At 42.7% G+C, this 14,264-nt stretch carries 11 protein-coding genes, 7 tRNA genes, 2 rRNA genes and 1 pseudogene; 8 read left to right on the top strand and 13 right to left on the bottom strand.

Annotated features, from left to right (window positions below; all coding sequences use genetic code 11):
• Window positions 1–154: 154 nt before the first annotated feature.
• The 5 genes from WAX46_RS14380 to WAX46_RS14360 form a co-directional block, all read right to left on the bottom strand.
• Window positions 155–226 (bottom strand) — tRNA-Gln (locus WAX46_RS14380).
• A 4-nt stretch (window positions 227–230) separates the two neighbouring features.
• Window positions 231–315: transfer RNA gene (locus WAX46_RS14375), tRNA-Tyr, on the bottom strand.
• 28 nt (window positions 316–343) lie between these two features.
• Window positions 344–416: transfer RNA gene (locus tag WAX46_RS14370), tRNA-Thr, on the bottom strand.
• 3 nt (window positions 417–419) lie between these two features.
• Window positions 420–495 (bottom strand) — tRNA-Val (locus tag WAX46_RS14365).
• Between the two features lie 6 nt (window positions 496–501).
• Window positions 502–576: transfer RNA gene (locus WAX46_RS14360), tRNA-Glu, on the bottom strand.
• A gap of 219 nt (window positions 577–795) precedes the next feature.
• Here WAX46_RS14360 and murQ point away from each other — a divergent pair.
• Genes murQ through WAX46_RS14330 form a run of 6 tightly spaced genes read left to right on the top strand, consistent with a single transcriptional unit; the run spans window position 796 to window position 8,532 of the window.
• Window positions 796–1,707: an N-acetylmuramic acid 6-phosphate etherase gene (gene murQ, locus WAX46_RS14355; protein WP_226570010.1), complete on the top strand. Its 912-nt coding sequence runs from the start codon at window positions 796–798 to the stop codon at window positions 1,705–1,707.
• Between the two features lie 14 nt (window positions 1,708–1,721).
• On the top strand, window positions 1,722–2,588 hold the full coding sequence (locus tag WAX46_RS14350) for a MurR/RpiR family transcriptional regulator (protein ID WP_226570014.1): 867 nt from the start codon (window positions 1,722–1,724) through the stop codon (window positions 2,586–2,588).
• Window positions 2,585–3,973: a PTS transporter subunit EIIC gene (locus WAX46_RS14345; RefSeq protein WP_226570016.1), complete on the top strand. Its 1,389-nt coding sequence runs from the start codon at window positions 2,585–2,587 to the stop codon at window positions 3,971–3,973. Before WAX46_RS14350 ends, WAX46_RS14345 begins: the two co-directional genes overlap by 4 nt.
• A gap of 28 nt (window positions 3,974–4,001) precedes the next feature.
• A complete protein-coding gene (gene pbp4b, locus WAX46_RS14340; RefSeq protein ID WP_226570019.1) occupies window positions 4,002–5,336 on the top strand; it encodes a penicillin binding protein PBP4B in 1,335 nt (444 codons plus the stop codon).
• Between the two features lie 20 nt (window positions 5,337–5,356).
• A complete protein-coding gene (locus WAX46_RS14335) occupies window positions 5,357–7,276 on the top strand; it encodes a glycoside hydrolase family 3 protein (RefSeq protein ID WP_226570021.1) in 1,920 nt (639 codons plus the stop codon).
• Between the two features lie 50 nt (window positions 7,277–7,326).
• Window positions 7,327–8,532, top strand: coding sequence for an exo-beta-N-acetylmuramidase NamZ family protein (locus tag WAX46_RS14330; RefSeq protein WP_376776471.1), 1,206 nt, complete (start codon window positions 7,327–7,329; stop codon window positions 8,530–8,532).
• Window positions 8,533–8,570: 38 nt separating this feature from the next.
• Here WAX46_RS14330 and WAX46_RS15975 read toward each other — a convergent pair.
• The 4 genes and pseudogenes from WAX46_RS15975 to WAX46_RS14315 form a co-directional block, all read right to left on the bottom strand.
• Window positions 8,571–8,729: pseudogene (locus tag WAX46_RS15975) on the bottom strand (bile acid:sodium symporter family protein); the annotation flags it as partial.
• 405 nt (window positions 8,730–9,134) lie between these two features.
• A complete protein-coding gene (locus WAX46_RS15970; RefSeq protein ID WP_442895679.1) occupies window positions 9,135–9,305 on the bottom strand; it encodes a hypothetical protein in 171 nt (56 codons plus the stop codon).
• 169 nt (window positions 9,306–9,474) lie between these two features.
• On the bottom strand, window positions 9,475–10,941 hold the full coding sequence (locus tag WAX46_RS14320) for a SulP family inorganic anion transporter (RefSeq protein WP_442895678.1): 1,467 nt from the start codon (window positions 10,939–10,941) through the stop codon (window positions 9,475–9,477).
• Window positions 10,942–11,678: 737 nt separating this feature from the next.
• A complete protein-coding gene (locus WAX46_RS14315) occupies window positions 11,679–11,948 on the bottom strand; it encodes a CotD family spore coat protein (RefSeq protein ID WP_226570027.1) in 270 nt (89 codons plus the stop codon).
• A gap of 496 nt (window positions 11,949–12,444) precedes the next feature.
• Here WAX46_RS14315 and WAX46_RS14310 point away from each other — a divergent pair, with 496 nt between their 5' ends.
• Complete coding sequence (locus WAX46_RS14310) at window positions 12,445–12,912, top strand: hypothetical protein (protein ID WP_336494238.1); 468 nt, start codon at window positions 12,445–12,447, stop codon at window positions 12,910–12,912.
• Window positions 12,913–12,950: 38 nt separating this feature from the next.
• The gene (locus WAX46_RS14305; protein ID WP_336494237.1) at window positions 12,951–13,343 is read left to right on the top strand and encodes a hypothetical protein; all 393 of its coding nucleotides are present in this window, start codon (window positions 12,951–12,953) and stop codon (window positions 13,341–13,343) included.
• 444 nt (window positions 13,344–13,787) lie between these two features.
• On the opposite strand, the gene WAX46_RS14300 is transcribed toward WAX46_RS14305, so the two are convergent.
• From WAX46_RS14300 to WAX46_RS14285, 4 genes are all read right to left on the bottom strand, one after another.
• Window positions 13,788–13,860: transfer RNA gene (locus WAX46_RS14300), tRNA-Thr, on the bottom strand.
• A 1-nt stretch (window position 13,861) separates the two neighbouring features.
• Window positions 13,862–13,936 (bottom strand) — tRNA-Asn (locus WAX46_RS14295).
• A 43-nt stretch (window positions 13,937–13,979) separates the two neighbouring features.
• Window positions 13,980–14,095, bottom strand: a 5S ribosomal RNA gene (gene rrf / locus WAX46_RS14290).
• Between the two features lie 61 nt (window positions 14,096–14,156).
• A 23S ribosomal RNA gene (locus WAX46_RS14285) occupies window positions 14,157–14,264 on the bottom strand; the annotation flags it as partial.

Below are 14,264 nucleotides of genomic sequence, written 5' to 3'. Positions count from 1 at the left end.
CTAAAGCCACTACTTCTAATTGATTTCTTCTCTCTTCTTCACGTTTCGATAACATGTTCATCCCCCGCAGAATTGTGTTATTACCCTTATTATACAAAAAAGCTTGTAGACTTTGTCTACAAGCTGAGACACCTTTTTGAAAAAGGTGTCTTAACTGGGCTAGCTGGATTCGAACCAACGCATGACGGAGTCAAAGTCCGTTGCCTTACCGCTTGGCTATAGCCCAAAAATGGTGGAGGGGGGCGGATTCGAACCGCCGAACCCGGAGGGAGCGGATTTACAGTCCGCCGCGTTTAGCCACTTCGCTACCCCTCCACATATGGAATTGAAAAAAGAAAAACAGTGCCGGCAAGAGGACTTGAACCCCCAACCTACTGATTACAAGTCAGTTGCTCTACCAGTTGAGCTACACCGGCATATGGTGGAGGATGACGGGCTCGAACCGCCGACCCTCTGCTTGTAAGGCAGATGCTCTCCCAGCTGAGCTAATCCTCCATATCATGGTGACCCGTACGGGATTCGAACCCGTGTTACCGCCGTGAAAGGGCGGTGTCTTAACCGCTTGACCAACGGGCCAGTTTGTCAAGTTTGCTGTTTACGTGAAGCTGACAAAAGTTATTATATACAGGTTGTCCCCCTTTTGTAAAGGGGAATTTTATTTTTTTATTTTCTAACTATTCATCCCCTTTCAGCACAACGTTTTGATTGAAATATAATTTCAATATATAAATTTAATATTGAAATTTCATATCATACTCAATATAATGAAAATGAAGAAATAAGGAGGTATGTCCCATGCAGCCATCTCAACTGCGTTCTTTGACAACAGAATCAAGAAACCCTAACACACTGGGAATTTCACAAGCAGATCCGCTCGAAATGCTCAAAATGATTAATGAAGAAGATATGAAAGTCGCTCAAGCAGTCAACCGTGTACTTCCACATGTAAAAACAGCAAGTGACTTTGCCTATGAATCCATCTCAAATGGAGGAAGACTCATTTATTTAGGTGCTGGAACAAGTGGCAGAATTGGCGTCATGGATGCTGTTGAATGTCCGCCCACCTATAGCGTTTCACCTGATGTCATTGTCGGCATCATGGCAGGCGGGGACTCCGCTTTTTCACATGCTGCCGAAGATGTGGAGGACAATGAAAGAGCTGGCAAACAGGATTTAGTAAACATCAACCTAACGTTCAAAGATACGGTAATCGGCATTGCCGCTAGCGGTAGAACACCTTATATCATGGGTGCTTTAAATTACGCAAGATCCATTGAAGCAAAAACAGTAGCCCTTAGCTGCAATGAACAAGCAGAAATTAGCGAGCTGGCAGACTGCGCCATTGAAGTCGTCGTTGGACCAGAAGCCATTACTGGATCAACACGAATGAAAGCAGCATCCGCTCATAAAATGATTTTAAATATGATTTCTACCTCTGTCATGATCAGACAAGGCAAAGTATATGAAAATCTGATGGTTGATGTAAAAGTCAGCAATCATAAACTAAAAGAACGCGCCATCACCATCATTCAGCATGTGACAAACGCTTCCTACGAACAAGCCGCTAAAACCCTTGAAGCGGTGGATTTAGAGGTCAAAACTGCCATCGTCATGCTCCAAACAAATACAGATAAAAAGACAGCAAAGGATTTACTCAACAAAGCAAATGGCCACATCGACAAAGCCATCTTACGTCATCAATACTAAAGGAGGCAGAGCTCATGTCAGCAGGTGGACTCACCCTACTACACACAATGAAATCAAAGCTCCCCCAATCTGAAAAAATCATTGCAGACTACATCCTTGCCAACCCTGACAAAGTCATTAAGAGCACAGTACATGAAATTAGTCAGGCTGCCGGTGCAAGCAGCTCTGCCGTGATCCGCCTTTGTAAATCTCTCGGGCTGGAAGGTTATCACGATTTGAAAATGAGGATCGCTGGAGATTTAATGCAAGATAAACAAGGCTACCGAGATATCGAACAAGACGAAGCACTTCACTCCATTATTCAAAAGACCGCAGGAAACTCGATTCAATCGATTAAGGACACAGCCTCTATTTTAAATGTAGATGCTTTAGAAAAAGCCGTTCAACTGCTGCTATCTGCAAACCAAATCCATTTTATCGGCGTTGGTGCATCTGGCATTGTCGCAGCTGATGCACAGCAGAAATTTCTAAGAATCAACTATGCGGCCACAGCTTTCACTGACATGCATATCGCATCTACTGTCATCGCAAATGCAAAAAAGAACGATATTGTTTTCGGTATATCCTTTTCAGGAGAAACGTTAGACATCATTCAGGCCCTTCAGCTCGCCAAAGAAAATGAAGTGAAAACTATTGCTTTAACGCATCCAGGTCATACAAGCGTTTCTGCATTGTGTGATGTTCACCTATCGACGTCCGGTTCCAATGAAGCACCTTTTCGCAGTGCTGCCACTTCCTCTAGAATGGCACAGCTCTACTTAATTGATGTCTTGTTCCTTAGTCTAGCTTCTCGTCAATATGAACAGACAGCGCAATATATTGACAAGACAAGGCATGCTATCCGCTCCATGAAACGAAAATCGAAGGGGGATTCAACATGAGTCATCAAAAGAAATATCAGCAGTTGGCGAAAGAGATTCTATCGCTCTGTGGTGGTTCTGAAAACATCTCATCGCATACACATTGTATGACGCGTCTCCGAATTACACCGATTGATAATGAAGAAGTTCAAATCACCGCGATCAAAGAACTGGATGGCGTCATTGGCGTCGTCGAAGCGGAAACACTTCAAATCATTTTAGGCACTGGTGTTGTCAACCAAATATCAAGTGCGTTTGAACAGCTATTAAATGCCTCGGGTTCATATGATTTGAAAAACGAAGCACAAAAAAACAAGCAAGCCATTTCACAAAAGAATCGCACACCGTTCAAGCTATTCTTACGACGGATTGCAAGTATCTTCATCCCCATCATTCCCGCGCTTGTTGCGTCAGGACTTATTACAGGAATTACAAAAGCGATCGTGCAAGCGGGCTGGCTCGATGAAAAATCTCAAATTGCCATTATTCTAACGGTTATCGGTTCAGGCTTGTTTACTTATCTCGGTATATTAGTAGGAACAAACGCCGCAAAAGAATTTGGAGGCTCTCCTGCATTAGGCGCATTAGCTGGTATCCTCATTGTTAACCCAGCCTCCGCAGATATTATGTTATTTGGCACAAATATTCTACCAGGCAGAGGCGGACTCATCGGTGTTCTTCTTGCCGCCATCTTTATGGCCCTTGTGGAGATCCGAATCAGACGGTTCGTCCCGCAATCACTCGATATCATCGTCACACCGACCATCACCCTACTTATTACAGGAATCTTTACGTACGTCGTCTTTATGCCAGTTGGCGGATTTATATCTGATGCCATCACCTCAGGACTAACTTATCTATTAAACATTGGCGGTATTTTTGCTGGATTCGTCCTCGGTGCGACCTTCCTTCCTCTTGTTGTGACAGGACTTCACCAAGGGCTGACACCTATTCATATGGAACTTATCAATTCAATTGGAGATGACCCGCTTCTGCCAATTCTCGCTATGGGAGGTGCAGGACAGGTAGGTGCTGCCTTTGCCATTTATATGAAAACAAAAAAGAAAAAGCTGAAAAGAGCTATTGCAGGTGGACTTCCTTCAGGAATGCTGGGTATTGGTGAACCGCTCATTTTCGGTGTCACACTGCCACTTGGAAGACCTTTTCTCACCGCTTGTCTCGGTGCTGGAGTTGGCGGTGCATTTCAAGCCCACTTCCTAATTGCAACTAAGGCGATTGGCGTCTCAGGACTCCCACTGACCTTTATCGTCCACCCACATCAAATGGTTCTTTACTTAATCGGATTAATCATTGCATATGTCGCTGGATTTATCTTCACATACGTATTTGGCTTTCATGATGATATGGCTGTTGAATTCGAGGAAACCAATCATAAGGAGGTCTAGCTCTTAAAGAAATGGCTGTTTTCTTTTGATGACATGTCTATTCATGCTCCTTAGGTTACCAGTACAAACATTTGCATCTAGCTCCCATCCTGTAACGTCTTTGTCTAAAACAGCACCTCAAGAATATCCCGTCTTAAAAAAGGCGAAACGACCGGAACAAGTAGGTTTTTATTCCAGGCAGCTTAGGAAGGTTGATCAAATGATTCAAAACGATATTAAAGCAGGATTTCCAGGAGCCGGGCTCATCATCATCAAGGACGGAAAGATCGTCCATCAAAAAGCCTATGGCTACCGGCAAAAATACGAGGGCACAAAAAAACTCAAATCGTATAAGAAAATGAAAAAGAACACGCTGTTTGATCTGGCATCCAATACAAAAATGTATGCCACCAACTATGCCCTGCAAATGCTTGTATACGAACAAAAACTAGATGTGAATGAAAAAATTCAATCCATCCTGCCCGAATTTCAGGATGAACCAGATGCAAAGATCACCGGCAAAGATCAGCTCTGTGTGAAGGATCTTCTCACACATTCTGCCGGACTCCCTTCCAGTGTGTTATTTTATAGCAAAGAAGCAGCTGGCTCTTTTTTCTCTCAAGATAGACAAACAACCATGAAATGGCTGCCTAAAGTGCCTCTTCAATACTATCCAGGAACCCGGCATATATATAGTGATATTGATTACATGCTTTTAGGCATGATCATTGAGAAGAAAACAGGGATGCCTCTTGATCAATATGTAGAGTCTAAGATCTATCGGCCTCTAGGTCTCAAACGTACAATGTTCAACCCACTACAAAAAGGATTCAAGCCTGAGCATTTTGCAGCAACTGAGCGCTTAGGCAATACGAGAGATGGTGTAATTGATTTTGAAAACATTCGACGATACACCCTACTAGGTGAAGTACACGACGAGAAAGCCTATTACTCAATGGCAGGTGTCTCCGGCCATGCTGGGCTTTTCTCTAACACCTCAGATATGGCGGTGCTGCTCCAGCTTATGCTCAACAAAGGGGGCTATGGGAAAATAACCATTTTTGACCAAGCCTCTATCGATCTCTTTACAACATCCTCAGACACGAACCCAACTTACGGGCTAGGCTGGCGGAAAAACGGCCATACTGACATGGAATGGATGTTTGGAAAATATGCTAGTAACGAAGCCTATGGACATACAGGCTGGACCGGAACGATGACGTTGATTGATCCAAAACACAATCTAGGTGTTGCCTTGCTGACGAATAAGAAACATTCACCTGTCGTTTCACCTGAAACCAATCCTAACCAATTTGTAGGTGACCTTTTCCCAACCGGTACTTATGGAAGCATCATGACCGCAATCTACGAATCTTTTAAGTAAAAGGAAAAAGGAGGAATTTAATGTTAAAATCTCTCTGCCCCTCTGGACTGGTTTTGGCCCTGCTCACCTCTTCCATTCCAACGGAAAAGGTTCTCTCTGCCCCCCTTCCAACCGCCAAACAAATGCTTCAAGACATGTCACTGGATGAAAAGATTGGTCAAATGCTCATGCCAGACTTTCGCAATTGGCAAGCAAAAGATGAATCCGCTCCTACAGGTTTAACAAAGATGAATAAAGAAGTGTCTCATATTGTGGAGAAATATCATCTAGGTGGTGTCATCTTGTTTGCAGAGAATGTCGTTGATACGAAACAAACCGTCAAACTCACCCATGATTTTCAAAAAGCATCTCCAAACACTCCTTTACTCATTTCAATTGATCAAGAAGGCGGAATCGTCACAAGACTACAAAAAGGAACACATTTCCCAGGAAATATGTCGATTGGTGCCTCTAGAAGCAAGAAAAATGCATATGACACAGGAAAAATCATCGGAAAGGAATTAAAAGCATTAGGTATCAATACAAATTTCTCTCCTGTTCTTGATGTGAATCATAACCCAAACAACCCCGTCATTGGTGTCCGTTCCTTTAGCTCTGACCCTACACTTGTCACCAAGCTTGGTCTTCAAACCATGAAAGGACTTCAAAAGGAAAAGACCATTTCCACATTAAAGCACTTCCCGGGACATGGTGATACAGCTGTCGATAGTCACTACGGATTACCGCTCGTGGAACATGACCTTGATCGTTTAAAGAAGATTGAGCTGTATCCATTTCAACAAGCAATAAACGCAGGTGCGGATATGGTCATGACCGCTCATGTTCAATTCCCTGCCATTGATGACACGACCTATCAAAGTAAAAAAGACGGAGAAGACATCATGGTTCCAGCTACCTTATCGAAGAAAGTGATCACACACTTATTAAAAGAAGAGATGGGCTTTCAAGGAGTTGTGGTAACAGACGCCTTAAATATGAAAGCGATCGCAGATAACTTCGGGCAAGAAGAATCCGTGGTGATGGCCGTTAAGGCAGGAGTCGATATTGCCCTCATGCCTGCTCCTGTCACGTCGTTAAAAACGGAGAAAAACCTAGGGAACGTGTTCAATGCTTTAAAACGAGCCGTTCTAACGAAAGAAATCCCGATGTCTCAGATCAACCAATCTGTCGAAAAAATCCTTCAATTGAAGATCAAACGCGGGATCATTTCCACCAAAAAACCAGTAAGCCTTGAGAAAAAAATCAAAAAAGCCACTCAAGTCATTGGTAAAAATTCGCACCGTAAAGCAGAACAAAAAATGGCCCGTGAAGGAATTACTCTGCTTAAAAACAACGAAAAGACCTTACCTTTCAAGCCTAAAAAGAATGACCAAATCATGGTCATGGCACCTTATAAAGATCAAACACAGGCAATGACTGTCACAATCGAATCACTGATCCGACAAAAAAAGATCAAACCTGTACGTATCCAATCCTACGCGTTTGCAGATAAGACCTTCTCGAAAGAAACAGCCAAACTGATTCAAGGTGCTGACTTTGTCATTACCGGCTCTTACATTATCCAAAATGACCCAGCTGTGAATGATGGAGTAATTGATGACAATGTACAGGACCCGAAGAAATGGGCAACTGCCTTCCCACGTGCTGTCATGAAAGAAGCAACATCAAAAAACAAAAAAATGGTCATCATGAGTCTGAGAAATCCTTATGATGCTGCCAATTTCGAGGAAGCCGATACCTTACTGGCTGTTTACGGTTTTAAAGGCTACTCAAACGGACAATTCAATCAACCGAATATTCCTGCTGGACTAGAAGTGATTTTTGGAGCGGCATCACCTAAAGGGAAATTGCCAGTCAATATCCCATCCGTCACTCATCCAAATCAAACCCTTTACCCATTTGGCTATGGACTCAATGTAAAAGGGAAAAAGATCAAATAGGAGGGATTCTCTTGAAAAAGACAGCAAGCCTGATACTCGCTAGTATTCTCATGATAAGCACATTGACCGCCGCCTCCGCAGATTCAGGACGAACAGATACAAAAGGAAAAAAAGCAACAGTCAAAACAGGTATCGAAACATTACTCTCAAGTCATCTCTCATGGCTAAAAGGGAAAAAGGTAGGGCTGATTACGAATCCTACAGGCATTGATGCAAATATGAAAAGCAGTGTCGACCTCTTATTTGAACATCCGAGTATCAAGCTGACTGCCCTATATGGACCTGAACACGGGGTGCGAGGCGATGCACAAGCAGGAGAAGGCGTCGAATCGTACACTGACGAAAAAACGGGCCTGCCTGTTTACTCTCTCTATGGAAAAACAAGAAAACCAACTCCTGATATGCTCAAAAATGTAGATGTTTTGCTGTTTGATATTCAAGACGTTGGAGCTCGTTATTACACCTATATTTACACGATGGCCTATGCGATGGAAGCCGCTAAAGAAAACGACATTCCCTTCGTTGTCCTAGATCGTCCAAACCCAATAGGCGGGCTAAAAGTAGAAGGACCTGTATTAGAACCCGAACAAACCTCATTTGTCGGTCTCTATCCAATTCCATTAAGACATGGGATGACGACTGGAGAGCTTGCACACATGTTTAACAAAGAGTTTCATATCTATGCTGATGTCACAGTCATAAAAATGAAAAATTGGAAGCGATCCCTATCGTTCGATGACACGAAGCTACCGTTCGTCCTTCCTTCTCCTAATATGCCGACAGTTGATAGCACCTTTGTATATCCCGCCACAGGATTAATTGAAGGCACAAACGTCTCCGAAGGCAGAGGAACGACAAAACCGTTCGAGCTTATTGGCGCTCCATATATCAATAGCAACAAGCTAGCAGATCATTTAAATCGGCTTAAACTAAAAGGCATTCAATTTAGACCAGTTTCATTCACCCCGACCTTTTCTAAACATGCCAGGACTCTATCTCACGGTGTGCAGCTATACGTCACAGACCGTTCTTCATTTGAAGCTGTGAAAACGGGGTTATCCATCATCAAAGCCATACATGATTTATATCCTAATGACTTTCAATTCCTTCAAACAGGCAACTTTGATAAACTCATCGGCAATGATTGGATGAAAGAAGAAATCAATCAAGGCACTTCCGTCAAACACATCATGAAGCGCTATCATCATGACCTCAAAACGTTCGAAAAAATACGAAAAAAATACCTCATCTATTAATTCGCATAAAACCTCCAAGGCTTTTTCATGATATAGATTTAGCCACAGCAAGGTGTTCTCAGTTCAAAACGATTGAGTAAAAAGCCAAATAATGCGACAAGCACTTGCTGAAACAGCACAGGGACAGCGACAGCAGGCGGGAAAAAGCTAATGGCAAGCACAGTACCCGCACTAATATTTCGCATACCGCCTGTATACACAATCTCTGCTTTACTAAAAAACTCGGCATTCAGTTCACGCAAGTATGGTGCAACAATAGAACTGTTAATTGAGACCACAACAAACAAGCCTATTTTCGAAAAAGGTGACAGTGCCTGACTGATCGTCTTCGTCACTGCTGGCTTTTCATACTGATGAACGAGCACCCCTAAAATAGATGGAAGCACCACCATACCGAAAAGCCCTTTCATAATGGCCACAATGTCCATATGAACCTATGTACCTACGAGCAGTGACAAGCTGGCTGGCACAATAAATGGCGAAAGCAGTGTATCAATTAAAATGATTTCAAGGTTAACCCAACATTCCCTTTATACATAGCCGCCCATATTACACCTGTCTGAATCACCATCGCAAGCGTCAAACCGGTGATCGTCATGAAATCACCCGCAAATAGTAGATGCCCCGCTGACCAAGCGTAAAGAGGCATCAACACATGCAAAATCATAAACGTTAAAATCAAAGGCAATGGATGCATGACCGTATGCTTTTAAAGCTGAAAAAGTAGCAGATAAGCTCCCTGCAAATGTCATCACGGCAAATACCCATGGCACCAAAAACGTAAAATCCTGAATATGATGCCAATAGTACACCCGGTAGTACACTAATAGGCGTAATGAGTGGCATCATCCGGCCGATCACTTGATTCAGACGGACAAGCATGCCGGCCACCTCCATCCTTCGCTTTCTACCTTTTCTATTGTAACAAAACAAAAAGGTCCTTTAAGAACCCATCACCTGTTTGACAAGCTTTTGACTGGACGTATCCATTCCAACCACTTCTACCTGCACACCAGCTGTCCGATACTTTTCCTTCACACGTTCAATCGCTGACACACCTGATTCATCCCATATACGCGCTTCAGACAAATCAATGACAACGGATTGAACATGTTTCCCTTGATGGAATGCATGGATGAAATCTGTGACAGAAGCAAAGAAAATTTGCCCCTTAATTTGATAAACCCACGTTCCTTCTTGGCTTTCTGTAGAAGTAATATGAATCTTCGATATTTTTGCGACAAGGAAAATGGCACTAAGCAGCACACCTGCAAAAACACCCTTCGATAAATCATGAGTCAACACCACGGTTACAACCGTGACAAGCATCACAATGGAATCTGTTTTCGGGTTCTTTTTTAGCTGTTGGAATGAACTCCAATCAAAGGTACCAATGGAAACCATAATCATCACAGCGACAAGAGCAGCCATTGGGATTTGAACCACGACATCGCCCAATACAAAAATTAGCACCATTAAAAATGCACCTGCTATAAAAGTAGAAAGCCGGCCTCGTCCGCCAGCCTTTGTATTAATCACAGATTGACCAATCATCGCACAGCCAGCCATACCACCAAAGAATCCAGCGACCACATTGGCAATCCCTTGGCCTCTTGCTTCCTTGTTTTTATGACTAGACGTCCCCGTCATATCATCCACAATCTGTGCTGTTAAAAGAGATTCCAGTAAACCAACCATCGCAAGTGCTAAGGAATAAGGAAAAATAATAGCAAGTGTCTCCCAGCTAAACGGCACATTTGGAATGAGAAAAGCAGGTAAAGAACTAGGAAGCTCTCCCATGTCTCCGACCGTTCTGACATCAATATGCCCAAATACAGCGATCATCGTCATCACAATAATCGCAATGAGTGGGGAGGGTATCACTTTTGTGACCATCGGCAAGACATAAATGATCAGCAAGGCACCCCCTGTCATGATATACATAGCCATTGATTCTCCAACGAAATGTGGAAGCTGAGCCATGAAGATCATAATCGCTAATGCATTCACAAAGCCAACCATCACAGACCTCGGAATAAATTTCATCAAACGAGAAACACGACACAATCCAAACACAATTTGAATCAGGCCTGTTAATATCGTAGCTGCAAACAAATATTGCAATCCATGATCTGCAACCAAATTGACCATGACCAGGGCCATAGCACCTGTAGCGGCCGAAATCATGCCTGGCCGTCCACCAACAAACGAAATCACAATCGCAATACAAAACGAGGCATATAATCCAATCTTCGGATCAACACCCGCAATTATTGAAAATGCAATCGCCTCAGGAATCAAAGCCAGGGCGACTAAAATCCCCGCCAACACATCCTGACGCACATATCCAAACCATTCTTGCTTTACAAATAAATCTTTCAAACCATCTACTCCTTTTTTTATATACATACCGTACATTAAAAGAAAATCAAACAAACCTGGAGAATCAGAAAGGAAAACCAGAGAATACTTCACTTTCGGGGCAAAGAGGAACGTACAGAGTCTTTTGTTAGAGAGGATGTCATCACTTTAGTAAGAATAAAAGAAATACGCTGAAGAATCAAGAACAAAATGAAAGCATTTTTTTAGAAAGGTGATACAAATGACCGATCAATGATTTCATCTTATTAGTTGCTTCAGTCTACTCGTAATAAAACGAGTATTCATAATTTAAACAAAAAAAGCCTTCTCATCATCGAGATACCTTGTCATATCATATAGAGGAAAGCTTCCAAGCGGGCTCGAACCGCTGACCTCTTCCTTACCAGTGATTCTTTGATGCCGAATTCATCGTACTGTTTTTCTCCTGGATTGAGTTCGTTCGGTGAATTCGTTTTGATTGTGACCCATTGATCACCGACTTTTCTTTATGGAATAAGGTTGGTCCACAAATGTAATCATTGTGATTTTGAATCGAAACAACCACAACCTTGTCCTTTCCTAAAAATATAATTCGCTTTTTTTGGATTAGCAGATACACAAAATTTTGATGCCATGCTCATATCTCCCTTTTTATATTTTTTGCGCTCCTATCCCTCACCAAGTACCTGAGCCATACACCCAAAAAAGATGACTATTCCGATAAAAAAGACGCCCTAAGGGACGCCAGTATAAAGTAAGCTATGAATTTAATGAAAAGTATTATTTTATCTATTTACACGACGACAACAAGGATTCTTCAAATCACTTCCACAATCGTATTCTTCAACATAGCATTCATTCTCACAAGATTGCGTTACTGGATAGTAGTTCTCAATTCTTTTGATGTGTTTGTTCACATTTTTAATATGAGTTGGATGGATTCGTCTGATTGTACTTTCGCTTATTGTTGTATTAACGATATTACGTGTTGGTGAAACAATTGTTTTGTCCTGACAATGATTTGCCTTACGAGAACCAAAGAAAAAATCGTCCATTCTGTTGCGGCTCATATCAACACCCTTTCAACAGTTTTGACTTTCATCACAGCATATGAAAAAACAGTCAGGCTGTCCTACACACTTATCATTAAAAATGAAAAATCCACGTAATTACTATTTATTTTATGCGTATACATGATTAAATTTTTTCTTTAAAGTCTCTCAATTACGATGAATTACATAGTAAAAACTTTATTTTATTCGCTTCCACTTTAGCCCTTACATATACTTGCATGCGCAATATGATATGTATAAATACTTTTTTAAAGGGAGCGTTATTATGAAAAGTAAATATTACTGCTATCGCTGTGGGAAATGCTTTGAATATTGTTGCTGTATAAAATCCATCATAGTTCCTGGAAAACGAGGACGTCCTGGGCGAACTGTCGTAGGGGAAATACAGGTTCAACTGGTGCCACCGGCGTAACAGGTGCTGCTGGACCTACTGGCGCTACCGGAGATACTGGACCTACTGGCGCCACCGGCGTAACAGGTGCTACTGGCGGCGCTACCGGAGATACTGGACCTACTGGCGCTACCGGAGATACTGGACCTACTGGCGCTACCGGAGATACTGGACCTACTGGTGCTACCGGAGATACTGGACCTACTGGCGCTACCGGAGATACTGGACCTACTGGTGCTACCGGAGATACTGGACCTACTGGCGCTACCGGAGATACTGGACCTACTGGCGCTACCGGAGATACTGGACCTACTGGCGCTACCGGAGATACTGGTGCTACTGGTGCTACTGGACCTACTGGTGCTACTGGTGCTACTGGTGCTACTGGACCTACTGGTGCTACTGGTGCTACTGGTGCTACTGGTGCTACTGGTGCTACTGGTGCTACTGGTGCTACTGGTGCTACTGGTGCTACTGGTGCTACTGGACCAGCTTCAACACTTTCAACAAAACCTATTTTCTTTGGAGGAACAAATACCGGATTTGCAAGATTAGCAGGTTCTCCTGGTCAAACATCGGAAGTTCTTCCTTATGTGGTTGCTGGCGTCTCAGGAAATTTAGTTGCTTTATCAGGAAGTATTAACGTAAATAATTTACAAGCCGGCACCTATACCTATGAGATGGTTACGAATGTTCCAAACAATTCCGTTACCCCACCTCCAGCTAACGTTCTTGCTACAGTGACACTTGTTACTACCGCAACCATAACTGGTACTATTAAATTTTCAAGTAAACCAACAGATGTAGGCCCACAAAGTGTCTTTGTCTCAAATAACGGAGTGTATACTGTAGCTCCTGCAACCGTAACATGGACATCTAATGTACCAGGGGCACCTGTAGTTAGAAATGACTCATTATCATTATTTATATCACCTTCACCAGCTTCAAGCGCTTTATATACAGTTTATTCAAGAACTAATGATTAAATGAAATACACTAAAAAAACCAAGGGTTTTTAACCCTTGGTTCAGACCGTAGACAAACCCCACCTTTACTTCAAGTAAAAGTGGGGTTTTCACTTATTTTATAAAATTTATCAGTTGTCTTACCCTGGACATGGTCGTCTCCATGTCCAGTTTGCTAGCTTTTTGACCCCTCAAGGTCTGTTTTATTTTACCTAGACAGAATGTCTTTTAGTTCAGAAAAATCAGCCACCGCTGCTTCAAGTTCTTGTACCTCATCTCTGTCTCACAGCGCTTAGGGTAAATATAAAAACAACTCTTGATACCTATACACACGCGGTCAAAGAAGCAGATACTCTGGTGGCGGATGCTATATCAAACCTATTGCAAATTCAGTAATTCGTCCCCAAGCAATAAAAAAAGCCTTCTCATCGTCGAGAAACCTTGTCAGATCAATATATAGAGGAAAGCTTCCAAGCGGGCTCGAACCGCTGACCTCTTCCTTACCATGGAAGTGCTCTACCTACTGAGCTATGGAAGCATGGCTCCGCAGGTAGGACTCGAACCTACGACCGATCGGTTAACAGCCGATAGCTCTACCACTGAGCTACTGCGGAATGGATAAAGTAACTTCTTCCATTGGAAGGATATAAACAAAAAGCTTGGCGGCGTCCTACTCTCACAGGGGGAAACCCCCAACTACCATCGGCGCTGAAGAGCTTAACTTCCGTGTTCGGTATGGGAACGGGTGTGACCTCTTCGCTATCGCCACCAAACCTGATGGAGAGAATGTTCTCTCAAAACTAGATAACAACGTTCATGCTTCACATTAGAATATAGGTTAAGTCCTCGATCTATTAGTATCTGTCAGCTCCACGTGTCACCACGCTTCCACCTCAGACCTATCAACCTGATCATCTTTCAGGGATCTTACTTCCTTGCGGA

Source organism: Bacillus sp. FJAT-53060 (genome assembly GCF_037104745.1).
GTDB classification, from domain to species: domain Bacteria; phylum Bacillota; class Bacilli; order Bacillales; family Bacillaceae; genus Bacillus; species Bacillus stratosphericus_B.
The sequence above is the reverse complement of the archived record's forward strand: the minus strand, read 5'-3'. Positions and strand labels throughout refer to the sequence as shown.